The following is a 22,080-nucleotide window of genomic DNA, read 5'->3' as shown; positions in this document are numbered from 1 at the left end:
CTCCATTCAGTAGTGATACCACTTCAGTTCCAGCATGACTTCGTTCACCGGGGAGCTGAGGTGGCTGAACTCACGTTGTGCGGTCAATCGCAGCCCGAGGTTGCGTGACACTTCCCATTGCTGGTTCAGGCTCAGGCTGCGGCGGATTTCGCCGTTGGTGAAGTAGTCGCCTTTGGCTTCCAGGCTCAGGTTGCCCAGCGGATTGCGCCACAACACACCGGTGTTGAAGCCCGCCGCTGGCGACACAAAGGCCGCGAAGTCGTTGTTGTGCTCTACGCGCAGGGTGCCCAGGGCGAATCCCAGCATATTTTCGCCCAATTGCCAGGTGCCGCCTGCGCCGCCATTGACGTGGCTAACCAGGTTTTCGTCGCCATGCTTGCCGAGGACGCGCTCGAGCCCGCCACCTACTTGCCAGGACCAGGGCTGCAGCAAGTCGTTGCGTGGGGTCAATGAACGGATATTGGCCAGGTCCAGCTGCTGGACCTGCCAGTGATTACCCTCGTACTGACGCAGCTTGAGTTGCAGAATTTCAATCTGGGCACCCAGAGGAAATCCCGGAGCGTTGTCGTTCAGGTCGTGATAGGCCATGCGCAGGCCGTATTCGGCAAACGCCTTGTCGTCCCGGCTACCGGCGCCCAGCTGCCAGGTGCGCGACTCGTGGCCGTTTTCGGGCAGTTCGGGTTTTTCGACCTCAAGCCCGGGCGCGGGATTCTGGTTAATGGCCCGCAGCAGTTCGAAGCTGCGCTGTGAGCGCTCGGTGTCCCGCTCAAGGCCATTGGCCCGGTAGCGTTCAAGGCGATAAGCCGCGTCGATAATCAGCGCCTGACGCTCTTTGGGCAGCGCCTTGAATTGCGGGTTTTGCAGCTGGGCCTGATCGGCGCTGACCTGCAGTACCCATTGCTGTTCTTCAGGATCCAGCACCTTGGCGCGATCCAGCAGTTCACGCTCGCGGGACGGGCGATATTCGATGCTTTCCACCAGCCCGGCTTCCTTTACCGCTTTCACGGTGTCGGTGGGGATCGCGGTCAGCGGGAACTGGCTGGTCAGTTGCAAGCCGGGGCGCGCTACTTGCAGCAGTTCAAGCAAGCGGTATGAACAGTTTTCGTCGAAGAAGAAATAGTCGAACTGGATTTGTTTGAGTTCCCACACATGTTCGACCATGCGCTGGGTTTCTTCGGGTGTCAGATTCAGGCGGTATTCCCACAGGTCGCGGTTCTCGAGACTGCGGTATTCCGAGAGCTTTTCCTGGTAGGGCACCAGGGCAAACAGGCCGGGATAGCCGCCGGCCAAACCTTTCCAGGCATACAGAATACTGTTGTCGGAACCTTCAATGTAGGCGCCGAAGTTGATCGCATAGCTGAGCAGCGCGGTCTTGTTGCTCTGCACGTCGGCCTGGTCGATACGCAACAGGGTGTGGCCGAACATCGACGACGGGCTGTTGAGGTAGGCCGCCGGGAAAATCATCACCGTGCTGTCGGGAGCCACATCTTTAAACCACTGGCTGAACTCTGCGCACTCGGCCTTGGGCAGGTCGGTCAGGTTCAGCTGGGCCTTGAGCCAGCGGGTGCGTGCCGGGTATACGCATTGCGGGTGCTTGTCTCCCAGGTTCAGGGGGGCATACAACGCCGTCAGGGTCGCGCGCAGTTCGGCATCCGGATGCTCGGCGCCGTCTTTGGCGAGAAAGAATTTGTCATCGCTGACATAGCTGCGCCAGCCGCCCAGTTTGCGGGCTTCATAATGGCCCAGGGAGATCCAGAACGGATCGTTGGCCAGCTGCTGCACTCGTTGATCGTCAATATGAGGTGCGGCATACAGCGGGGCGCAGGCACAGAGCGCCAGGTAGGCAAGGCGTTTGAGCATGGTGGGCAACTGTTGTCAGACAAATAGAAGTGAAGCTGGAGAATACCCGCTCCGGGAGGAGCGGGCGGTGCTCATTTGTTACGCAGCAGTTGCGTATTTCGCCAGGCGTGCGTCGCCTTTGAGGATGGCCAGAGTGTTGGTGTGTACATCGTCAGCGGTTACGTCGGCTTTGCTGAAGATTTGCTGGAAGTGCTCGTGGGTAACAGCTGCGAAATGATCGCGGTCTTCAGGGGCCACACCCAGTACCACCGCATAGGTGGTCAGTGCTTCGCCATTGCCTTTGGCCATGTCTTCGGACAGTTCGTTCATCATGCCGTTCATGGCAATCCACGATTTGCCGCCGTAAGTCAGGGCATCCTTGGTCGTACAGCCGTTGGTCCCGGAAGTCATACCGAAGGTAGCGTTACCGGAGGTGCCGTTGGTGGTTGATGCGAGGAAGTGAGCCGGTGTGCCGCGCTGACCTTCAAACAACATGTTGCCCCAACCGCAGTTCGGGCCACCCGGTGCTTGCGCCATGGCATTGAGGGAAACAACAGTAAAGAGAGTACCAAGAAGAATCCGTTTCATAAGCTTTGTTCTCTATGAGTGTGCAACCAATGGACAAGGGTGTCTGGCCCAGAAGCGCCAGAACGGGCCGGTTATTAATCCAGCCGCGTAACAAGTAGGAGTCTAGGCACGATCGGACGGTTCCGTGAAATTTTGTAAAACAATCTTCGATCGGGCACATTTTCAGCCTGTAAATACCGGGCCCTGATTTTTCAAGTGCTATGCGCCTTGCCAGTGGGATACAGCCAGCGCCAGAATGCGTTCATCTGCCCCGCCCGATGTAAGGAAGCCCGATGCCTGATCCTGTAGCTGCCAGCTTGCGTCTAGCGCCTGACGCGCTAACCCGTCCGTTCTCCGCTGAACAGTTCAGCTTCTCCAACACCAATGATCTGGAGCCTTTTCGCGGCATTCTCGGCCAGGAGCGAGCGGTCGAAGCCCTGCAATTTGGCGTGGCCATGCCACGTCCGGGTTACAACGTATTTGTCATGGGCGAGCCGGGTACCGGACGCTTTTCGTTCGTCAAACGCTACCTCAAGGCCGAGGGCAAACGCCTGAAGTCACCCAGCGACTGGGTCTATGTCAATAATTTCGACGAGCCGCGCGAGCCGCGCGCACTGGAGCTGCCTGCGAGCACCGCCGGTGCGTTCATCAGCGACATCAATGGTTTGATCGACAACCTGCTGGCGACCTTTCCGGCGGTGTTTGAACACCCGACTTACCAGCAACGCAAGAGCGCCATCGATCGCGGTTTCAATCAGCGTTACGACCGTGCCCTGGATGTGATCGAGCGTCTGGCGCTGGAAAAAGGCGTGGCGCTGTATCGCGACAGCAGCAACGTGGCCTTTACCCCGATGAGCGAGGGCAAGGCGCTGGACGAGGCCGAGTTTTCGCAATTGCCCGACGAAGAGCGTGAGCGGTTCCACGAGGATATTTCCGGGCTTGAGGAGCGGCTGAACGAAGAGCTTGCGAGTCTGCCGCAGTGGAAGCGTGAATCGAACAATCAGCTACGCCACCTGAACGAAGAAACCATCACCCTGGCGCTGCAACCTTTGCTGGCACCGTTGTCGCAAAAGTACGCCGAAAATGGTGCGGTCTGCGGTTATATGCAGGCCATGCAGGTGTACCTGCTGAAGACTGTGGTCGAGCAACTGGTCGACGACAGTAAAACCGATGCCCAGGCCCGCAAGTTGCTCGAAGAGCAGTACCTGCCGAGCCTGGTGGTGGGCCAGCCCATGAGCGGCGGCGCACCGGTGGTGTTTGAGCCGCACCCGACCTACGACAACCTGTTTGGCCGCATCGAATACAGCACTGACCAGGGGGCGCTGTACACCACGTATCGGCAGCTGCGTCCCGGGGCACTGCACCGGGCCAATGGCGGCTTTCTGATTCTTGAAGCCGAGAAAATGCTCAGCGAACCCTTTGTCTGGGATGCTCTCAAGCGTGCCCTGCAGTCGCGCAAGCTGAAGATGGAGTCGCCGCTGGGCGAGATGGGCCGCCTGGCCACCATCACCCTCAACCCGCAAGTGATTCCGTTGCAGGTCAAGGTCATCATCATCGGTGCCCGCCAGTTGTACTACACGCTGCAGGATCTGGATCCGGACTTCCAGGAGATGTTCCGGGTGCTGGTGGACTTCGATGAAGACATCCCGATGGTCGACGAGAGCCTGGAGCAGTTCGCCCAGTTGCTCACCACCCGCACCTCGGAAGAGGGCATGGCGCCGTTGACCGCTGATGCCGTTGCGCGTCTGGCGACCTACAGCGCACGTCTTGCCGAGCATCAGGGGCGTTTGTCGGCGCGTATCGGTGATCTGTTCCAGCTGGTCAGCGAGGCAGACTTCATTCGCCATCTGGCCAACGACGAGATGACGGATGCCGGACACATCGAGCGGGCGCTCAAAGCCAAGGCCACCCGTACCGGCCGGGTTTCGGCGCGGATTCTTGACGACATGCTGGCCGGGATCATTCTGATCGACACCGATGGGGCGGCGGTCGGCAAGTGCAATGGCCTGACGGTACTTGAAGTGGGGGACTCGGCCTTCGGTGTGCCTGCGCGGATTTCCGCCACGGTGTACCCGGGGGGCAGCGGCATTGTCGACATCGAGCGCGAGGTTAACCTCGGGCAGCCGATTCACTCCAAGGGCGTGATGATTCTGACCGGTTATCTGGGCAGCCGTTATGCCCAGGAGTTCCCGCTGGCGATCTCGGCCAGTATCGCGCTGGAGCAGTCCTACGGTTACGTCGATGGTGACAGTGCCTCGCTGGGTGAGGCCTGTACGTTGATTTCGGCGCTGTCCAAAACGGCCCTCAAGCAGTGCTTTGCGATCACCGGTTCGATCAACCAGTTTGGCGAAGTGCAGGCGGTGGGCGGGGTCAACGAGAAGATCGAAGGCTTCTTCCGTCTGTGCGAGGCGCGTGGTCTGACGGGCGAGCAGGGCGCTATCATCCCGCAAGCCAACGTGGCGACCTTGATGCTGGATGAAAAGGTGTTGCAGGCGGTACGTGATGGCAAGTTCCACGTTTACGCGGTACGCCAGGCGGATGAGGCGTTGAGCCTGTTGGTCGGCGAGCCGGCCGGTGAACCGGATGCCGAAGGTCAGTTTCCGGAAGGCAGCGTAAATGCCCGGGTGGTTGAAAGATTGCGGGCGATTGCCGAGATGATCAACGACGAGGACCTCAAGGAAGCCGAAAAGGAACTACTTGCCGAGGCGCTGGCGGCTAAAAAGCCGGCCTGACGCTGGGTCAACTGTAGAAGCGAGCTTGCTCGCGAGCCTTTCACGGCTTGCACAAGCTCGTTCCTGCAGCGGCCAGGGCATCCGTTTGTCATGGCAGCCTCTCCTGTCAGATTCTTCCTCTATTCTCAATGCAGGACTTCCACTGTCGTCACTGGAATGATGCAGCCCGTAGTGCGTGGCTGATGACAGAATTTACCGAGGGTCGCCGCCATGTCGCGCAACCTTTGTCTTACCCGCCAATGCCTGGGTCTGGTCACCCGTATTGAATGCAGCATTCGTCCGCTGGCAGGCAATACCGGGATGTGGACGCTGTTGTTTGCTGCCGGTCTGGCAGGCGAGCAGCCGACTACGATCAAAGCCCAGGGTCCGTTCCCCGGTCCTTTCGTGGCCGAAACCATTCTGGAATCAATCGTTGAAAGCCTGACGCTGCATGGCTATCGGCTTGCCGATGACCCGCAGATCTGGTGCCTGCACGTGCAGGCCCAGTTGCGCCAGATCAACGGTGGACGCTGTCACGCCTCCCGCTAGACCGCTGAATCAGCGGGGCGGGGTGACTTCGGGGACTTTGTCGAGCTTGACTTCAAATCCGTACTCGACAGGCAGCAGGTCTTTGCGGGCATAGCTTTCGAGCTGGGTGGGCTGTCCATAGAAATAATGCACGTCAAACAGCGCCGGGCCATTGGGTTCGGCGCTATGGCTTACGGCGAGCACTTCCTTGAGGTAGTTGCCGGTGTCGTCTTTGGCGTAAAAGCGCCAGGCCTCGGACGGGAACAGTTTCTGATCAACAACCAGTGCGTTGCCTTTGAGTTCGAGGCCTTTGGGCAGTTGAGCCGTGTTCAGGGGCTGTTTGTCGATGGCGGCGATAAACATGGGCATCGAGCCAATCGCGTAAGCCGGAGTTTCGGGGAACAGATTTAGGTCATAGGTGATGACCCCGGTATGCGGGTCAACATCGAAGGCTTCGATGGGCAGCTCCAGAGGCTCGCTGCGCTTGCCGTTGTCGTCTTCGGCGAAGAAGGTGACAGGTGCGTCAGCCGTATCGGGCAAAGCGCCCAGCAGCTCGTCATTGAAGGTTTGCGGGTGACTGAACTCAAGGGTGGCGGCGCTGGCGTCATCTACGGTCTGGCTGATGACGACGCTTTTTATCAGTTGCTCAGGCTCAAGGCTCGCGTCCTTGAGGTAGTTGACGGCCTGATCGTCATACACCACCACCGACAGCGGCAGGGGTTGAATGTCTTTGCCCACTACCGTCTTGTCGAGCCGGCGCACAGGCAGGTCGAGGTTTTTGCGGGTGATATTGGCCGTGGAGAAGTCGAGCACGCTGATGTCGAGGTTTTCGATATTTCCGTTGAAATACACCTTGCTGTAGTGATGGGTGTGTTTCTGGTCAAAGTCCTGCTGCTCGTTATCCAGCTGTTGTCCGAATGCTTCGCTCCACGCGGTTTGCTTGAGCATCTGCGCCAGTTGCTGCTGATAGAACGCCAGTTGCTCGGCGTTCTCATTGATCGAGCCTGAGCGCGACAGGAACTGCCCGCTGTGGTCGCGGGCCTGGATGATCAGCGGATTGAGCGGTGTATCGCGTACCTCTTCGGCCAGCTCGGCGCTGTTGTTGATATCGACTTCGGCGAAGTTTTTGCCCAATGCCATCAGGGTCACACTGATCGTGCCCTCGGTGCTGGTTTTGCCCACATCCTTGCTGCTCAGGTTGAAGTGGACCACTTTGCCGGGCGCGATCACCTCGACCTTGCCGTGCAGCATCAGGGGCTGAGGTTGCTGAATGTTTTCAGTTTCAATCCCGTCGATATAGGGGTAGGTGACCGTGAGATCGTCCGGGTTGCTCAGATTGGCGCTGGAAGGGCTGAGCTGGATGCCGGGATCGGTTTCAGACCACTCGGTCTGGAAGGGCACCTCTTGCTTGTTGCTCAGGGTTACGGATTGCCATTCAAGTGCATGGGGGAACGGAAACTCGGAATCGCTGTTTGCCGGGAACGGGAACACGGGCTCAAGGTCGGTCAGATAATCGGAGCTGGAGTTTTTACGCACCACAAACAGACCATTGATGTAGGTGTCGCTCAGGGCCTGGCTGCTGGGGTAGTGCTTGAGCAGCGCCAGGTCGTCATCGCCATATTCGGTTTCAATCGGTTTCTCCTCGAGCTTGACCCGGGCCCGTTCGAGCAACAGCAACGAGCCACCCAGATCGGCTACCGCATCCTTGAGTTGTTGGTCCTGAATGGTATCGAGGCTCTTTTCGAATGCGGCGCTGCGCTCTTCCAGGCTGGCCTGCTGGTGTTTGTCGTCAGGCGAGCAGCCACCCGTGATGAGCAAAGCAATTGAAAGCCCGAGACAACCCAAGGGAAATCGCAGATCCATTGTTCAGTTTTCCTGTCCGAAAGCGGTGCTGAGGAGGTCGACACTAGCAGATAATTTATTTAACAGGCTGTTTCAAGGGCTTTATCTCTGACGATTTGTCACTGATATACTCGCGCCCATTTTTTTACTTCCTGTGAGTTTCAATGGAACGCTTTATCGAAAACGCAATGTACGCCTCGCGCTGGATTCTGGCGCCGATTTACTTCGGGCTCTCGCTGGGCTTGCTGGCCCTGGCGTTGAAATTCTTCCAGGAAGTGTTTCATGTAATTCCCAACGTGTTCGCGCTATCTGAGTCGGACTTGATCCTGGTCATCCTGTCGTTGATCGACATGGCCCTGGTGGGAGGGTTGCTGGTAATGGTGATGATTTCGGGCTACGAGAACTTCGTCTCCCAGCTGGACATCGATGACCACAAGGAGAAGCTTAGCTGGCTGGGTACCATGGACTCGACTTCGCTGAAGATGAAAGTCGCAGCGTCGATCGTGGCCATCTCCTCGATCCACCTGCTGCGGGTGTTTATGGATGCACGCAACATCGAGCCGCAGTATCTGATGTGGTACGTGATCATTCATATGACTTTCGTGGTGTCGGCGTTTGCCATGGGCTATCTCGACAAGCTGACCAAGCATTGATTGGTGTCGTGGCGCGCGTTACATGAAGGCGGGCTGCGAAGGCTTTGGGGGCTGTGGTAGTCTGCTCGCCCTTTTTTGGTTCTGGGCGGTTGAGGAACGGCTGTTTTTGCAGCTGGTATTTCTGAATTGCCCTACAGCGGAGCAGTGTTATGTCCGAAGTAAATCTGTCGACCGACGAAACCCGCGTTAGCTACGGCATTGGCCGTCAGCTGGGTGACCAACTGCGCGACAACCCGCCACCGGGCGTTAGCCTGGACGCAATCCTGGCTGGCCTGACCGATGCTTTCGCCGGTAAAGAAAGCCGTGTAGGTCAGGAAGAACTGAGCGCCAGCTTTAAAGTTATCCGCGAGCTGATGCAAGCTGAAGCAGCTGCCAAGGCAGAAGCTGCAGCGGGCGAAGGCAAGGCTTTCCTGGCTGAAAACGCCAAGAAGGACGGGATCACCACCCTGGCTTCGGGTCTGCAATTTGAAGTTGTGACTGCAGGTGAAGGCGCCAAGCCATCCCGTGAAGACACTGTACGTGTTCACTACCACGGCACCCTGATTGACGGCACTGTGTTCGACAGCTCCTACGATCGTGGTCAGCCAGCCGAATTCCCGGTCGGCGGCGTAATTGCCGGCTGGACCGAAGCCCTGCAACTGATGAACGCCGGCAGCAAATGGCGCATCTACGTGCCGAGCGAATTGGCCTACGGCGCCCAGGGCGTTGGCAGCATCGCTCCGCACAGCGTGCTGGTATTCGACGTTGAGCTGCTGGAAGTTCTGTAAGACTTCGGTGCTTTAACGGTGACCGCGGGTTTGCACGCAAGCCTGCGGTCACACAAGGCGCTTCATATTTCCAGTTTGGCGTGATGCTCGTGAGCATCGGTCGTGCCGATCGGGCGCAATGCCCGGGCATAGCAAAACAGAAACAGATTTCGCACCAGTTCTTTGAGCACCACCGGTTCACTTGAGTTGAGTCCGTTGAAATCCAGGTCGCCCTGATCCTGTAGCTCGTTGAGCGCTTCTTCTTCCAGCACCGCACAGACTTCCCCGGTTTCCCGATGCAGGATTCGCAGATAGGGATGTGGACGGTCCAGCCAGGCATCAATTAAATAAGTCATGGTCGTCATCTCCTTGATGAATACCAATGAGAATAATTCTTATTCAATTAATAGCAAGTGCCTATTGGCGGATTTGTTTTCTTTGTGGGTAAAAGCTGCTGCGGGTCAAAGTTGATGGCTTTTTGATGTTGCGCGGAAGTTTTGCGAGGGGAGTGGCACCTTCCTGCGCGGAACGCAGGAAGGAATACAGCAGGATCAGACCTTGCGCACGAACTCTGACTTGAGTTTCATCGGGCCGATACCGTCGATTTTGCAGTCGATATCATGGTCGCCATCGCACAGGCGGATGTTTTTGACCTTGGTGCCGACCTTGACCACCAGGGAAGTACCCTTGATTTTCAGGTCCTTGATCACGGTGATGGTGTCGCCGTCGGTCAGGACAGTGCCTGCGGAGTCTTTGTAGACTTTTACATCGCTGGCTTCTTCGGCGTCGCCGCTGGCGGACCACTCATGGGCGCATTCCGGGCAGATCAGCTGGACGCCGTCTTCGTAGGTGTATTCGGAATTGCATTTTGGGCAGGGTGGCAACGTGCTCACTAAAGCTCCTTAAGAGTCCGGATGGCTAAAAGGCACGCATTATATAGGGTTTTGTTGGTGCGCGGTGGTTAGGGATGTGACGAACCTGTGGGAGCGGGCTTGCCAGCGATTGCATCACCTTGCCATCACTGATGGCTCGAGGTGTATGCATCGCTGGCAAACCAGCTCCCACAAGGTTTAGTGCGTGCGGGCGACCGCGAACTCGCTCAGCTCAACCAGTGCGTCGCGGTATTCGCTGGGCGGCAGGCTTTCAAGGCAGGCAATTGCACGGGCTACATAATCACGCGCCAGTTGTGCGGTGTATTCCAGTGAGCCGGACTCCTCCACGGCAACGCGAATGCTCTCCAGGTCTTCAATGCCACCTTTTTGAATCGCTTTACGAACCAGAGCGGCCTGTTCGGCCGTGCCTTCGCGCATGGTGTAGATCAGTGGCAAGGTCGGTTTGCCCTCTGCCAGATCGTCGCCCACGTTTTTGCCCAGGGTTTCGGCATCGCCACGGTAGTCGAGCAAGTCGTCTACCAGCTGGAACGCCACGCCCAGGTGATCGCCAAAGGTACGCAATGCTTCGCTCTGTTCAGGCGTGGCACCGGCCAGGGCCGCAGCGCTGTGGGTCGAGGCCTCGAACAGCATCGCGGTTTTGCCGCGAATCACTTCCATGTAGGTTTCTTCGGTGGTGCTGGCGTCGCGCACTTTGGACAGTTGCAGGACTTCGCCTTCGGCAATGATGCGGGTGGCTTGCGACAGGATTTTCATCACTGGCATCGAGCCCAGCTCGACCATCATTTCGAAGGAGCGCGAGTACAGGAAGTCGCCGACCAGTACGCTTGGGGCATTGCCCCAGGTTGCATTGGCGGTCTTGCGGCCGCGGCGCATGCCGGACATGTCCACAACATCGTCGTGGAGCAGGGTCGCGGTGTGCAGGAACTCAATGGTCGCGGCCAGCAAGCGCAAGTCGTCGCCTTCGCGGCCCAGGGCCTTGCCGCACAACAACACTAATAAAGGACGAAGGCGTTTGCCGCCGGCCGAAGTGATGTAGTCGCCGATTTTTGAGACCAGCGGGACGCGTGAAGTCAGCTGCTTCTTGATGATGTCGTCGACGGCGCTAAAATCGTCCGCCACCGCGCGGTAGAAAGCTTGGGGTTGCATCAGCGACAGTTGCTCCAGAAGGGTTGCGCGGCATGCTAGGTCGGGGGGCTGGGCCTGTCAAGGCGTGATGGGCGGCCCCTTGCAACCCTGACGTGGCTTGCGTACAATCGCGCACCCTGAACTTCCTGGGCAGCACCTGCCTTACGCAATTGCACTTGGGCCGTTCCAGCCCCATGCAGCCATGCCAGCCAATACCTTTACCTATAAAGAGCTGGGTGAGCAGGATTATCGGAGAAATACCATGTCGTACGCAGTAATCGTTACTGGTGGCAAGCAATACAAAGTAGCACCAGGTGAATACCTGAAGATCGAGAAACTGGAAATCGCCACTGGCGAATCCGTAACTTTTGATCGCGTTCTGTTGGTCGCCAATGGCGACGACGTTAACATCGGCGCTCCAGTTGTTCCTGGCGCCACTGTTGTTGCTGAAGTGATTTCCCAAGGTCGTCACGACAAGATCCGCATCATCAAGTTCCGTCGTCGTAAGCACCACATGAAGCGTATGGGCCACCGCCAGTGGTACACCGAGATCAAAATCACCGGTATTCAGGCTTAATTTCAGCCTAATTCCTCACTAGGAGAATTGACTCATGGCACACAAAAAAGCTGGTGGTAGTACCCGTAACGGTCGCGACTCAGAAGCCAAACGCCTTGGCGTGAAGATGTATGGCGGCCAGGCTATCATCCCGGGCAACATCATCGTGCGTCAGCGCGGCACTCAATTCCACGCTGGCTACGGCGTTGGTATGGGTAAAGATCACACCCTGTTCGCGAAAGTGGAAGGCGTGATCAAGTTCCAGGTTAAGGGCGCCTTCGGTCGTCGCTATGTAAGCATCGTTCCGAAGACTGCAGTCGTCGCGGCGTAAAAGCTTGGTAGCTGGAAGAGCCCTGTCTTGCGACGGGGCTTTTTCGTTTGTGGGGTGAGTCTCTTGCAAAACTGTTTGTATGGGCTGCCGGCGCTGGATTTAACGGTCGTTGATTGAGGTCGCTGCGCTCATTTTTGCAAGAGTCTTATGTCTTGGTTTTTATCGGCTCGTCCTGATGACGAGAGGCGCGTTTTGTTATGAAGTTTGTTGATGAAGTATCGATCAAAGTAAAAGCTGGCGACGGTGGTAACGGTTGCATGAGTTTCCGTCGCGAAAAATTCATCGAGAACGGTGGTCCGAACGGTGGTGATGGTGGTGACGGCGGCTCGATCTATATGGTCGCTGACGAAAACCTCAACACCCTGGTTGACTACCGTTACACGCGTCACTTTGACGCTCAGCGCGGTTCGAATGGCGGTAGCGCCGATTGCACCGGCCGTAAAGGCGAAGACATGATTCTGCGGGTTCCGGTCGGTACGACCGTGATTGACGCAGGCACCCAGGAAATCATCGGCGACCTGACCAAGGCCGGCCAGCGTTTGCTGGTTGTGCATGGCGGCTGGCACGGTCTGGGTAACACCCGTTTCAAATCCAGTACCAACCGGGCTCCGCGCCAGACCACTCCGGGCAAGCCGGGTGAGCAGCGCGACCTGAAACTGGAATTGAAAGTACTGGCTGATGTCGGTTTGCTGGGCTTGCCGAATGCGGGCAAAAGTACCTTTATCCGTTCGGTATCTGCAGCCAAGCCTAAAGTGGCGGATTATCCGTTCACCACCCTGGTGCCAAACCTGGGCGTAGTCAGTGTCGATCGCTGGAAGAGCTTCGTGATCGCGGATATTCCCGGTCTGATCGAAGGTGCTTCCGACGGTGCCGGCCTGGGGATTCGCTTCCTCAAGCACTTGGCGCGTACGCGTTTGTTGCTGCACCTTGTGGACATGGCGCCAGTTGAAGGCACCGACAGCGCTGCAGATACTGCTGAAGTCATCGTCAACGAGCTGACCAAGTTCAGCCCGTCGCTGGCTGAGCGTGATCGCTGGCTGGTGCTGAACAAGTGCGATTCGTTGCCTGAAGAAGAGCACGATGCGCGGGTCAAGGAAGTTGTGGATCGCCTTGAGTGGACCGGTCCGGTGTATGTGATCTCGGCCATTGCCAAGATTGGCACCGAGAAGCTTTGCCACGACATCATGCGTTATCTCGAAGATCGTGCCGATCGTCTGGCCAATGACCCTGCCTACAAGGCTGAGTTGAGTGAGCTTGATCAGCGCATCGAAGATGAGGCGCGTGCCCAGTTGCAGGCGCTGGATGATCAGCGTGCCCTGCGCCGCAGCGGCGTGAAGAGCGTCCACGACATCGGTGAAGATGACTGGGACGAAGAAGATGTTGATGATGAAGATGGTCCGGAAATCATTTACGTCCGCGACTGATTCCTTGCAGTAAACTGAAGCGCCGCTCAATCGAGCGGCGTTTTGGCATCTACGAAACGGTAATCAAAATAATTCCATGGGCAGCGCTCGGTCGTGCTGCTCTCAGGCATAGGTTGGATGATGATGCGGAGCAAGGTGACGGGTGCGCGGCGTTGGGTCGTAAAGATCGGCAGCGCATTGCTGACAGCGGATGGCAAGGGTCTGGATCGCGCGGCGATGGGCGTCTGGGTCGAGCAAATGGTGGCCCTGCACGAGGCAGGCGTGGAGCTGGTGCTGGTATCTTCCGGTGCGGTAGCGGCCGGGATGAGTCGCCTCGGCTGGACAGTCCGACCCAGTGCGATGCATGAGCTGCAGGCGGCTGCGGCCATTGGTCAGATGGGGTTGGTGCAGGCCTGGGAGTCGAGCTTCGCCGAGCATTCCCGGCACACCGCGCAAATTCTCCTGACCCATGATGACCTGTCTGACCGCAAGCGTTACCTGAATGCCCGCAGTACGTTGCGCGCGTTGGTCGAGCTGGGTGTGATCCCGGTCATCAATGAAAACGACACCGTGGTTACCGATGAAATCCGCTTTGGTGATAACGATACGCTGGCGGCGCTGGTGGCCAATCTGGTCGAGGCTGATCTGCTGGTCATTCTGACGGATCGTGATGGCATGTTTGATGCGGATCCACGCAACAACCCGGATGCCAAAATGATCTACGAGGCGCGTGCCGATGATCCGGCGCTGGATGCCGTGGCGGGCGGTACGGGCGGTGCGCTGGGGCGTGGCGGCATGCAGACCAAGTTGCGGGCGGCGCGTCTGGCGGCCCGTTCCGGGGCGCACACCATTATCGTCGGCGGTCGTCTGGAGCGGGTGCTAGACCGCCTGAAGGCTGGGGAGCGCCTGGGTACATTGCTGTCTCCAGAGCGCGGCATGCTGGCTGCGCGCAAGCAGTGGCTGGCCGGGCATCTGCAGACCCGTGGCACGCTGGTGCTGGATGATGGCGCTGTGTCTGCGTTGTCCCAGGGTAATAAAAGCTTGCTCCCTGTGGGTGTCAAAGCGGTGCAGGGCGGCTTCCGTCGCGGCGAAATGGTGGTGTGCGTGGCGGCGGACGGTCGAGAGATTGCCCGTGGTCTGGCCAACTACAGTGCGGGCGAAGCGCAGAAAATAATCGGACAGTCGTCAGATGCGATTGTCGGTTTGTTGGGGTATATGGCGGAACCTGAACTGGTTCATCGCGATAATCTGATCCTGGTCTGATTTTGAGGTGTGGCATGCGCTTGATTAGCGGTTTGTTGGGGGTGATGTTGGCGATGCCGTTGCTGGCTTCTGCCGAAGAAATCGGCACGGTGTCGACGGTGTTCAAGTTTGTCGGGCCCAATGACCGGATTGTGGTCGAGGCTTTCGATGATCCCAAGGTTGACGGGGTTACCTGCTATCTGTCGCGTGCCAAGACCGGCGGCATGAAGGGTGGGCTGGGGCTGGCCGAGGATCGTGCCGAGGCCTCCATTGCGTGTCGTCAGACGGGCGCTATCAGCTTCAAGGGTGACTTGAAGGATGGTGAGGAGGTATTCAAGGAGCGTACATCGCTGGTATTCAAGACCATGCAGGTGGTGCGATTCCTCGACAAAAAGCGCAATACACTGGTTTACCTGGTGTATAGCGACCGCCTGATCGAAGGCAGTCCGCAGAATGCGGTGACGGCGATCCCGATTTTGCCGTGGCCGCACGAGTAACGGCTCTCAATAAAAAAGCTGCGACGGGGTAAAGCCTTTCGCGGCTTTTTTTGTGCCTGCGCAATGCTGGGGCTGTGGTGGTTCTGTAGGTGCTGACGAACGCAGCAGCCGTATATCTTGCGGGCGCTGTGCGCTCGATCGCAGTCTCGCGCAGCTCCTGCAGGCCGGGTCGCTCTGGCATAAAGCGCAGGCGATAAAAAACCGACCCGGAGGTCGGTTTTTTAAAAAGCTTATCGCTTAAGCGGCTGTCGCAAGGTTCAGTGCCTTGACGTGGCCATTCAGGCGGCTCTTATGGCGAGCAGCTTTGTTCTTGTGGATGATGCCTTTATCGGCCATACGGTCGATAACAGGGACAGCCAGAACATAAGCAGCTTGCGCTTTAGCAGCGTCTTTTGCGTCGATGGCCTTAACTACATTCTTGATGTAGGTACGAACCATGGAACGCAGGCTGGCGTTGTGGCTGCGACGCTTCTCAGCCTGTTTTGCACGTTTTTTGGCGGAAGGTGTGTTGGCCACCGTCGAGCTCCTCGAAAGACTTTTGGGAAATAACAAACAAAATAGGCCGCGAATCATGCCGATGACGACAACTCTTGTCAAGGGCGATTGATACGATCCGCTGAGTGGTGGATCGAGGGAGACGGGAGATTTATTTCCGGCGCTTGACCTGTAAACTCGCGAGCTTGGCTCTGTGCTGTTGCGGCGCGCAGTATCGCATAAGTGGGCGCTTTGTTCGCCTGCTCTTTCTCTATAGGCAAAAACTCTTTCAATGAATTTGCTCAAATCGTTAGCGGCCGTCAGCTCTATCACAATGATTTCAAGGGTTCTGGGCTTTGTTCGTGACACCATTATTGCGCGCACCTTTGGTGCCGGAATGGCCACGGATGCGTTCTTTATTGCCTTCAAATTGCCCAATCTGCTGCGCAGGATCTTCGCCGAGGGGGCTTTTTCCCAAGCCTTTGTGCCGATTCTGGCCGAATACAAAAGTCAGCAAGGCGAGGAGGCGACACGTACATTTGTTGCTTACGTGGCCGGACTGCTGACATTGGTACTGGCGATCGTGACCATTTTGGGGATGATCGCCGCGCCTTGGGTGATCTGGGCTACGGCGCCGGGTTTTGCCACCACCCCGGAAAAGTTCGAGCTCACTTCCGATATGTTGCGGGTTACGTTCCCTTATATATTGCTGATCTCGTTGTCATCGCTGGCAGGGGCGATCCTCAATACCTGGAACCGGTTTTCGGTGCCGGCCTTCGTGCCGACTTTGCTTAACGTCAGCATGATTATTTTTGCCCTGTTTCTGACGCCATACTTCGATCCGCCGGTCATGGCCCTGGGGTGGGCGGTACTGGTCGGCGGTTTAGCCCAGCTGTTATTTCAGCTACCGCACCTGAAGAAAATCGGCATGCTGGTGCTTCCGCGGCTCAACCTGCGGGATACCGGGGTGTGGAGGGTCATGAAGCAGATGCTGCCGGCCATTCTGGGGGTCTCGGTCAGTCAGATTTCGCTGATTATCAACACGATTTTTGCCTCCTTTCTGGTCGCCGGATCGGTGTCCTGGATGTACTACGCAGACCGTTTGATGGAGTTGCCGTCTGGCGTGCTGGGTGTGGCGCTGGGTACGATTCTGTTGCCGACGCTGTCAAAAACCTACGCCAACAAGGATCGCCATGAGTATTCGCGAATCCTCGATTGGGGGCTGCGCCTGTGCTTTGTGCTGGTATTGCCATGTTCCCTGGCGCTGGCCATCCTCGCAGAGCCGTTGACCGTGTCGCTGTTTCAATACGGCCAGTTCACTGCACTGGACTCGGCCATGACCCAGCGTGCCCTGATTGCCTACTCGTTCGGACTGCTCGGGATTATTTTGATCAAAGTCCTGGCGCCGGGGTTCTACGCCCAGCAGAACATACGCACGCCGGTAAAAATCGCAGTATTCACTCTGGTCATCACGCAATTGCTCAATCTGGTATTTATCGTGCCGTTGCAGCATGCAGGCCTGGCGCTGGCGATCAGTGTCGGTGCCTGTATCAATGCCGGCTTGCTGTTTTGGCAGATACGCAAACAGAAGTTGTTTGTCGCTCAGCCGGGCTGGGGCAAATACCTGTTCAAGCTGGTGCTGGCCGTGGCCGTGATGTGCGCTGTTCTGTTGGGGCTGATGCAACTGATGCCGGCCTGGGACCAGGGCCATATGCTGGAGCGCTTCATGCGTTTGGGCGGGTTGGTGGTTGCGGGTGTACTGGTTTATTTCGGCATGTTATTGCTGCTGGGCTTGCGTTTGAAAGATTTCGCCCGCAAGTCTCTTGTGTGAGGTAATTGCAGGTCAGACGTCTATTTTGTCGATTTGACCTGATTTGCCTTGCGCTGTTGCCTGTCGTACAGGGCTGGGTGTGGTTATAATCGGCCACTTTATGAGCAAGAAGCGCGTTATGCAGCTGGTTCGAGGCCTTCACAATCTGCGGCCCCAACATCGGGGCTGTGTCGCCACTATTGGCAACTTTGACGGTGTACACCGTGGTCACCAGGCTATCCTGGAGCGGCTGCGTGAACGTGCACTGGAGTTGGGCGTGCCCAGCTGCGTGGTGATTTTTGAGCCGCAGCCGCGCGAATTTTTTGCCCCTGAGACCGCTCCGGCGCGTCTGGCCCGGCTGCGCGACAAGCTGCAGCTATTGGCTGACGCCGGGGTAGATCGGGTGCTGTGCCTGGCGTTCAATCAACGTCTGTGCGAACTCAGTGCTGCCGAGTTTGTCGACACGATTCTTGTCGACGGTCTGGGTGTACAGCACCTGGAGGTCGGTGACGACTTCCGTTTTGGCTGTGACCGGGTCGGCGACTTTGATTTCCTGCAACAAGCGGGTGTCATGCAAAACTTTACCGTCGAAGCGGCGCAAACCGTTGAACTTGATGGTGTACGTATCAGCAGCACCAAGGTGCGTGATGCCCTGGCCGGTGCTGACTTCGGTCTCGCAGAGCGCTTGCTGGGCCGTCCGTTTCAAATTGCTGGCAGGGTATTGCACGGGCAGAAGCTGGCGCGCCAGCTGGGTACGCCGACTGCCAATATCCAGCTCAAGCGTCGTCGCGTTCCGTTGACCGGGGTTTATCTGGTGAGCGTTGAAATCGACGGGAAAACCTGGCCGGGCGTCGCCAATATTGGCGTCAGGCCAACCGTTGCAGGGGATGGCAGCGCCCATCTTGAAGTACATCTGTTGGATTACGCCGGCGACTTGTATGGTCGGCGTTTGACCGTGGCATTCCACCACAAGCTGCGTGATGAGCAGCGTTTCGCCTCCCTTGAGGCGCTCAAGACGGCGATCAATGCGGACGTCGCCGCCGCCCGAGCCTATTGGCTGGGTCAACCGCTTAAAAAGAGCCTGAAATGACCGACTACAAAGCCACGCTAAACCTTCCGGACACAGCCTTCCCAATGAAGGCCGGCCTGCCACAGCGCGAACCGCAAATTTTGCAGCGCTGGGACAGCATTGGCCTGTACGGGAAGTTGCGCGAGATTGGCAAGGATCGTCCGAAGTTCGTACTTCACGACGGTCCTCCGTACGCCAACGGCACGATTCACATCGGTCATGCGCTGAACAAGATTCTGAAGGACATGATCATCCGCTCGAAAACCCTGTCGGGTTTCGATGCGCCGTACGTGCCGGGCTGGGACTGTCACGGACTGCCGATCGAGCACAAGGTGGAAGTGACCCACGGTAAAAACCTGAGCCCGGATAAAACCCGCGAGCTTTGCCGTGCCTATGCCACCGAGCAGATCGAAGGCCAGAAGTCCGAATTCATCCGTCTGGGTGTGCTGGGTGATTTTGCCAACCCGTACAAAACCATGGACTTCAAAAACGAAGCCGGTGAAATCCGTGCTTTGGCCGAAATCGTCAAAGGCGGTTTCGTGTTTAAAGGCCTCAAGCCTGTGAACTGGTGTTTCGACTGTGGTTCGGCCCTGGCTGAAGCGGAAGTCGAGTACCAGGACAAAAAATCCGCGGCCATCGATGTTGCATTCCCGATTGCCGATGAAGCCAGGCTGGCCGAGGCCTTTGGTCTGGCGACATTGAGCAAGCCGACCTCGATCGTGATCTGGACCACCACTCCGTGGACCATCCCGGCCAACCAGGCGCTTAACGTGCACCCCGAGTTCACCTATGCGCTGGTCGACGTGGGCGACCGGTTACTGGTACTGGCTGAAGAGCTGGTCGAGTCGAGCCTGGCCCGCTACAACCTGCAAGGTTCGGTCATCGCCACCACCACCGGTACTGCGCTTGAACTGATCAACTTCCGTCACCCGTTCTACGACCGTCTGTCGCCAGTCTATCTGGCCGAGTACGTTGAGCTGGGCGCAGGCACCGGCGTGGTTCACTCCGCCCCGGCTTACGGCGTAGACGACTTCGTGACCTGCAAAGCCTATGGCATGGTCAACGATGAGATTATCAACCCGGTTCAAAGCAACGGCGTTTACGTACCGTCGCTGGAATTCTTTGGTGGCCAGTTCATCTGGAAGGCCAACCAGAACATCATCGACAAGCTGATCGAAGTCGGTTCGCTGATGTTCACTGAAACCATCAGCCACAGCTACATGCACTGCTGGCGCCACAAAACGCCGCTGATCTACCGCGCTACCGCGCAGTGGTTTATCGGTATGGACAAGGAGCCGGTTGTCGGCGACGCCTTGCGCACCCGTGCGATCAAGGCCATCGAAGACACCCAGTTCGTTCCGGCCTGGGGCCAGGCCCGCCTGCATTCGATGATCGCCAACCGTCCGGACTGGTGCATCTCGCGTCAGCGCAACTGGGGCGTGCCAATACCGTTCTTCCTGAACAAGGAAAGCGGCGAGCTGCACCCGCGTACCGTCGAAATGATGGAAGAAGTGGCCAAGCGCGTCGAAGTCGAAGGCATTGAAGCCTGGTTCAAGATGGATGCTGCCGAGCTGCTGGGCGACGAAGCGCCGCTGTACGACAAGATCAGCGATACTCTGGACGTCTGGTTCGATTCGGGCACCACGCACTGGCATGTTCTGCGCGGCTCGCACCCTATGGGCCACGAGACAGGTCCGCGTGCCGACCTCTATCTTGAAGGTTCCGATCAGCATCGTGGCTGGTTCCACTCGTCGCTGCTGACCGGTTGCGCCATCGACAACCACGCGCCGTACCGCGAACTGCTGACCCACGGTTTCACCGTGGATGAGGCCGGGCGCAAAATGTCCAAGTCCCTGGGCAACGTGATTGCACCGCAAAAGGTCAACGACACCCTGGGTGCAGACATCATGCGTCTGTGGGTTGCTTCGACTGACTACTCGGGGGAAATCGCGGTTTCTGACCAGATCCTGCAGCGCAGTGCGGACGCCTACCGGCGTATCCGCAACACCGCTCGCTTCCTGCTCTCGAACCTGAGCGGCTTCAACCCGGCTACCGATATCCTGCCGGCCGAAGAAATGCTGGCCCTGGACCGTTGGGCGGTTGACCGCGCACTGCTGCTGCAGCGCGAGCTGGAGCTGCATTACGGCGAATACCGTTTCTGGAACGTGTACTCCAAGGTGCACAACTTCTGCGTGCAAGAGCTGGGCGGCTTCTACCTCGACATCATCAAGGACCGTCAGTACACCACTGGCGCCAACAGCAAGGCCCGTCGTTCGTGCCAGACCGCGCTGTTCCATATCAGCGAAGCGCTGGTGCGCTGGATCGCGCCGATCCTGTCGTTCACTGCTGACGAGCTGTGGCAATACCTGCCGGGCGAGCGCAACGAATCGGTGATGCTCAATACCTGGTACGAAGGCCTGAGCGAGATGCCGGAAGGCACCGAGATGGATCGCGCCTACTGGGAGCGAATCATGGCGGTCAAGGTTGCAGTCAACAAAGAAATGGAAAACCTGCGCGCGGCCAAGGCCATTGGCGGCAACCTGCAGGCGGAAGTTACCCTGTTTGCCGAAGATGATCTGGCTGCAGACCTGTCCATGTTGAGCAACGAACTGCGTTTCGTACTGATCACCTCTACCGCCAGCGTTGCGCCGTTTGTCCAGGCACCGGCGGATGCAGTAGTCACCGAAGTCGCGGGCCTCAAGCTCAAAGTGGTCAAGTCAGCACACGCCAAGTGCGCCCGTTGCTGGCATTGCCGCGAAGACGTCGGTGTGAATCCGGAGCATCCGGAAATCTGCGGTCGTTGTGTCGACAACATCAGCGGCGCCGGCGAGGTACGTCACTATGCCTAATACCAGCAATGCCGGGCGCTTCGGGCGCCTGGGCTGGCTCTGGTTGACGTTGCTGGTCCTGGTCATTGACCAGGCCAGCAAGACCTACTTCGATGGCGCCCTGCAGATGTATCAGCGAATCGTGGTGATCCCCGATTTCTTCAGCTGGACCCTGGCCTATAACTCGGGTGCTGCCTTCAGCTTTCTGGCTGACAGCTCCGGCTGGCAGCGTTGGCTGTTTGCCCTGATTGCCGTGGTCGTCAGTGGGGTCCTGCTGGTGTGGCTCAAGCGTCTTGGACGTAACGACACCTGGCTGGCCATCGGGCTTGCACTGATCCTGGGCGGTGCGCTGGGCAACCTGTATGACCGCATCGCCTACGGGCATGTGATCGATTTCATTCTGGTGCATTGGGAACATCGACTGTTCCCTGCGTTCAATGTCGCAGACAGTGCGATTTGTGTCGGAGCAGTAATGCTGGCACTGGATATGTTCAAAAGTAAGAAGTCCGGAGAGTCAGCTCATGACTGAGCAACGTATTGGCCAGAACACAGAAGTCACCCTGCATTTCGCTTTGCGTCTTGAAAATGGCGACACCGTCGACAGCACGTTCGACAAGTCGCCTGCCACTTTCAAGGTCGGTGATGGCAGCCTGTTGCCAGGTTTTGAAGCCGCTCTGTTCGGCTTCAAGGCCGGTGACAAACGCACTCTGGAGATCCTTCCGGAAAACGCCTTTGGCCAGCCAAACCCGCAAAATGTGCAGATAATTCCACGTTCGCAGTTCAAGGACATGGAGTTGTCGGAAGGCTTGCTGGTGATCTTCAACGACGCGGCCAACACCGAGCTTCCGGGTGTGGTCAAAGTTTTTGACGATGAGCAAGTGACTATCGATTTCAACCACCCGTTGTCAGGCAAGACCCTGACGTTCGACGTGGAAATCAAAGACGTAAAAGCGCTGTAATTCAGTG

The 22,080-nt window shown here is 57.7% G+C and carries 21 protein-coding genes; 14 read left to right on the top strand and 7 right to left on the bottom strand.

Features of this window, described 5'->3' with window-relative positions:
• Window positions 1-6 precede the first annotated feature (6 nt).
• Together JQ845_RS16265 and JQ845_RS16260 are read right to left on the bottom strand one after the other, a co-directional pair.
• Window positions 7-1,860, bottom strand: a complete 1,854-nt coding sequence (locus JQ845_RS16265; protein ID WP_127196768.1) for an Lnb N-terminal periplasmic domain-containing protein — start codon at window positions 1,858-1,860, stop codon at window positions 7-9.
• A gap of 78 nt (window positions 1,861-1,938) precedes the next feature.
• Complete coding sequence (locus JQ845_RS16260; RefSeq protein WP_003443943.1) at window positions 1,939-2,427, bottom strand: DUF3015 domain-containing protein; 489 nt, start codon at window positions 2,425-2,427, stop codon at window positions 1,939-1,941.
• A gap of 272 nt (window positions 2,428-2,699) precedes the next feature.
• Here JQ845_RS16260 and JQ845_RS16255 point away from each other — a divergent pair, with 272 nt between their 5' ends.
• Complete coding sequence (locus JQ845_RS16255; protein WP_003443940.1) at window positions 2,700-5,138, top strand: Lon protease family protein; 2,439 nt, start codon at window positions 2,700-2,702, stop codon at window positions 5,136-5,138.
• A 210-nt stretch (window positions 5,139-5,348) separates the two neighbouring features.
• On the top strand, window positions 5,349-5,666 hold the full coding sequence (locus JQ845_RS16250) for a PA4575 family protein (protein ID WP_003443937.1): 318 nt from the start codon (window positions 5,349-5,351) through the stop codon (window positions 5,664-5,666).
• A gap of 9 nt (window positions 5,667-5,675) precedes the next feature.
• On the opposite strand, the gene JQ845_RS16245 is transcribed toward JQ845_RS16250, so the two are convergent.
• Window positions 5,676-7,508, bottom strand: a complete 1,833-nt coding sequence (locus tag JQ845_RS16245) for a hypothetical protein (RefSeq protein WP_203009259.1) — start codon at window positions 7,506-7,508, stop codon at window positions 5,676-5,678.
• 143 nt (window positions 7,509-7,651) lie between these two features.
• Here JQ845_RS16245 and JQ845_RS16240 point away from each other — a divergent pair, with 143 nt between their 5' ends.
• Both JQ845_RS16240 and JQ845_RS16235 read left to right on the top strand, forming a co-directional pair.
• On the top strand, window positions 7,652-8,140 hold the full coding sequence (locus tag JQ845_RS16240) for a TIGR00645 family protein (protein ID WP_003443930.1): 489 nt from the start codon (window positions 7,652-7,654) through the stop codon (window positions 8,138-8,140).
• A 149-nt stretch (window positions 8,141-8,289) separates the two neighbouring features.
• Entirely contained in the window at window positions 8,290-8,907 is a 618-nt protein-coding gene (locus JQ845_RS16235) for an FKBP-type peptidyl-prolyl cis-trans isomerase (RefSeq protein WP_003443927.1), read from the top strand.
• A 62-nt stretch (window positions 8,908-8,969) separates the two neighbouring features.
• Here the strand turns inward: JQ845_RS16235 and JQ845_RS16230 are convergent, their stop codons facing one another.
• The 3 genes from JQ845_RS16230 to JQ845_RS16220 form a co-directional block, all read right to left on the bottom strand.
• Window positions 8,970-9,242, bottom strand: coding sequence for a PA4570 family protein (locus JQ845_RS16230; RefSeq protein ID WP_003443924.1), 273 nt, complete (start codon window positions 9,240-9,242; stop codon window positions 8,970-8,972).
• 195 nt (window positions 9,243-9,437) lie between these two features.
• Complete coding sequence (locus JQ845_RS16225) at window positions 9,438-9,779, bottom strand: zinc ribbon domain-containing protein YjdM (RefSeq protein ID WP_003443921.1); 342 nt, start codon at window positions 9,777-9,779, stop codon at window positions 9,438-9,440.
• Window positions 9,780-9,956: 177 nt separating this feature from the next.
• Window positions 9,957-10,925: a polyprenyl synthetase family protein gene (locus JQ845_RS16220; RefSeq protein ID WP_003443918.1), complete on the bottom strand. Its 969-nt coding sequence runs from the start codon at window positions 10,923-10,925 to the stop codon at window positions 9,957-9,959.
• 241 nt (window positions 10,926-11,166) lie between these two features.
• Here JQ845_RS16220 and rplU point away from each other — a divergent pair, with 241 nt between their 5' ends.
• The 5 genes from rplU (at window position 11,167) to JQ845_RS16195 (ending at window position 14,933) form a co-directional block, all read left to right on the top strand.
• Window positions 11,167-11,481, top strand: a complete 315-nt coding sequence (rplU, locus tag JQ845_RS16215; protein ID WP_003443915.1) for a 50S ribosomal protein L21 — start codon at window positions 11,167-11,169, stop codon at window positions 11,479-11,481.
• Window positions 11,482-11,515: 34 nt separating this feature from the next.
• On the top strand, window positions 11,516-11,791 hold the full coding sequence (gene rpmA, locus JQ845_RS16210; RefSeq protein WP_003443913.1) for a 50S ribosomal protein L27: 276 nt from the start codon (window positions 11,516-11,518) through the stop codon (window positions 11,789-11,791).
• Window positions 11,792-11,988: 197 nt separating this feature from the next.
• A complete protein-coding gene (cgtA, locus tag JQ845_RS16205; RefSeq protein WP_003443910.1) occupies window positions 11,989-13,215 on the top strand; it encodes an Obg family GTPase CgtA in 1,227 nt (408 codons plus the stop codon).
• A 123-nt stretch (window positions 13,216-13,338) separates the two neighbouring features.
• On the top strand, window positions 13,339-14,457 hold the full coding sequence (proB, locus tag JQ845_RS16200) for a glutamate 5-kinase (protein ID WP_003443907.1): 1,119 nt from the start codon (window positions 13,339-13,341) through the stop codon (window positions 14,455-14,457).
• A gap of 14 nt (window positions 14,458-14,471) precedes the next feature.
• Window positions 14,472-14,933 (top strand): CreA family protein, encoded by a 462-nt coding sequence (locus JQ845_RS16195; protein WP_203009258.1) that lies wholly within the window; start codon window positions 14,472-14,474, stop codon window positions 14,931-14,933.
• Window positions 14,934-15,170: 237 nt separating this feature from the next.
• Here the strand turns inward: JQ845_RS16195 and rpsT are convergent, their stop codons facing one another.
• Window positions 15,171-15,449 (bottom strand): 30S ribosomal protein S20, encoded by a 279-nt coding sequence (gene rpsT, locus JQ845_RS16190; protein WP_003443902.1) that lies wholly within the window; start codon window positions 15,447-15,449, stop codon window positions 15,171-15,173.
• A gap of 250 nt (window positions 15,450-15,699) precedes the next feature.
• Here rpsT and murJ point away from each other — a divergent pair, with 250 nt between their 5' ends.
• The 5 genes from murJ to fkpB all read left to right on the top strand — a co-directional run bounded on the left by murJ (window position 15,700) and on the right by fkpB (window position 22,073).
• Window positions 15,700-17,238, top strand: coding sequence for a murein biosynthesis integral membrane protein MurJ (gene murJ / locus JQ845_RS16185; RefSeq protein WP_003443899.1), 1,539 nt, complete (start codon window positions 15,700-15,702; stop codon window positions 17,236-17,238).
• 118 nt (window positions 17,239-17,356) lie between these two features.
• A complete protein-coding gene (gene ribF / locus JQ845_RS16180; RefSeq protein WP_161719091.1) occupies window positions 17,357-18,307 on the top strand; it encodes a bifunctional riboflavin kinase/FAD synthetase in 951 nt (316 codons plus the stop codon).
• Window positions 18,304-21,135 (top strand): isoleucine--tRNA ligase, encoded by a 2,832-nt coding sequence (gene ileS, locus JQ845_RS16175; protein ID WP_203009257.1) that lies wholly within the window; start codon window positions 18,304-18,306, stop codon window positions 21,133-21,135. Before ribF ends, ileS begins: the two co-directional genes overlap by 4 nt.
• Complete coding sequence (lspA, locus tag JQ845_RS16170) at window positions 21,128-21,643, top strand: signal peptidase II (RefSeq protein WP_003443891.1); 516 nt, start codon at window positions 21,128-21,130, stop codon at window positions 21,641-21,643. The genes ileS and lspA overlap by 8 nt, the downstream gene beginning before the upstream one ends.
• Window positions 21,636-22,073 carry an FKBP-type peptidyl-prolyl cis-trans isomerase gene (fkpB, locus tag JQ845_RS16165; RefSeq protein ID WP_003443888.1) on the top strand — a complete coding sequence of 146 codons (438 nt, stop codon included), beginning with the start codon at window positions 21,636-21,638 and terminating at the stop codon, window positions 22,071-22,073. Before lspA ends, fkpB begins: the two co-directional genes overlap by 8 nt.
• Window positions 22,074-22,080 lie beyond the last annotated feature (7 nt).

Source organism: Pseudomonas paraversuta (genome assembly GCF_904063065.1).
Classification (GTDB): Bacteria; Pseudomonadota; Gammaproteobacteria; order Pseudomonadales; family Pseudomonadaceae; genus Aquipseudomonas; species Aquipseudomonas paraversuta.
Note: the sequence above shows the minus strand (reverse complement) of the source record. Positions and strands in the feature narration are given on the sequence as shown.

Coding starts and splice junctions, on each gene's coding strand:
- JQ845_RS16195 (WP_203009258.1), top strand. CDS start 14,472: ATGCGCTTGATTAGCGGTTTGTTGGGGGTGATGTTGGCGATGCCGTTG.
- lspA (WP_003443891.1), top strand. CDS start 21,128: ATGCCTAATACCAGCAATGCCGGGCGCTTCGGGCGCCTGGGCTGGCTC.
- JQ845_RS16260 (WP_003443943.1), bottom strand. CDS start 2,427: ATGAAACGGATTCTTCTTGGTACTCTCTTTACTGTTGTTTCCCTCAAT.
- JQ845_RS16230 (WP_003443924.1), bottom strand. CDS start 9,242: ATGACTTATTTAATTGATGCCTGGCTGGACCGTCCACATCCCTATCTG.
- fkpB (WP_003443888.1), top strand. CDS start 21,636: ATGACTGAGCAACGTATTGGCCAGAACACAGAAGTCACCCTGCATTTC.
- ribF (WP_161719091.1), top strand. CDS start 17,357: ATGCAGCTGGTTCGAGGCCTTCACAATCTGCGGCCCCAACATCGGGGC.
- ileS (WP_203009257.1), top strand. CDS start 18,304: ATGACCGACTACAAAGCCACGCTAAACCTTCCGGACACAGCCTTCCCA.
- JQ845_RS16250 (WP_003443937.1), top strand. CDS start 5,349: ATGTCGCGCAACCTTTGTCTTACCCGCCAATGCCTGGGTCTGGTCACC.
- JQ845_RS16255 (WP_003443940.1), top strand. CDS start 2,700: ATGCCTGATCCTGTAGCTGCCAGCTTGCGTCTAGCGCCTGACGCGCTA.
- JQ845_RS16220 (WP_003443918.1), bottom strand. CDS start 10,925: ATGCAACCCCAAGCTTTCTACCGCGCGGTGGCGGACGATTTTAGCGCC.
- cgtA (WP_003443910.1), top strand. CDS start 11,989: ATGAAGTTTGTTGATGAAGTATCGATCAAAGTAAAAGCTGGCGACGGT.
- rpmA (WP_003443913.1), top strand. CDS start 11,516: ATGGCACACAAAAAAGCTGGTGGTAGTACCCGTAACGGTCGCGACTCA.
- murJ (WP_003443899.1), top strand. CDS start 15,700: ATGAATTTGCTCAAATCGTTAGCGGCCGTCAGCTCTATCACAATGATT.
- JQ845_RS16245 (WP_203009259.1), bottom strand. CDS start 7,508: ATGGATCTGCGATTTCCCTTGGGTTGTCTCGGGCTTTCAATTGCTTTG.
- JQ845_RS16235 (WP_003443927.1), top strand. CDS start 8,290: ATGTCCGAAGTAAATCTGTCGACCGACGAAACCCGCGTTAGCTACGGC.
- JQ845_RS16265 (WP_127196768.1), bottom strand. CDS start 1,860: ATGCTCAAACGCCTTGCCTACCTGGCGCTCTGTGCCTGCGCCCCGCTG.
- rplU (WP_003443915.1), top strand. CDS start 11,167: ATGTCGTACGCAGTAATCGTTACTGGTGGCAAGCAATACAAAGTAGCA.
- JQ845_RS16240 (WP_003443930.1), top strand. CDS start 7,652: ATGGAACGCTTTATCGAAAACGCAATGTACGCCTCGCGCTGGATTCTG.
- proB (WP_003443907.1), top strand. CDS start 13,339: ATGCGGAGCAAGGTGACGGGTGCGCGGCGTTGGGTCGTAAAGATCGGC.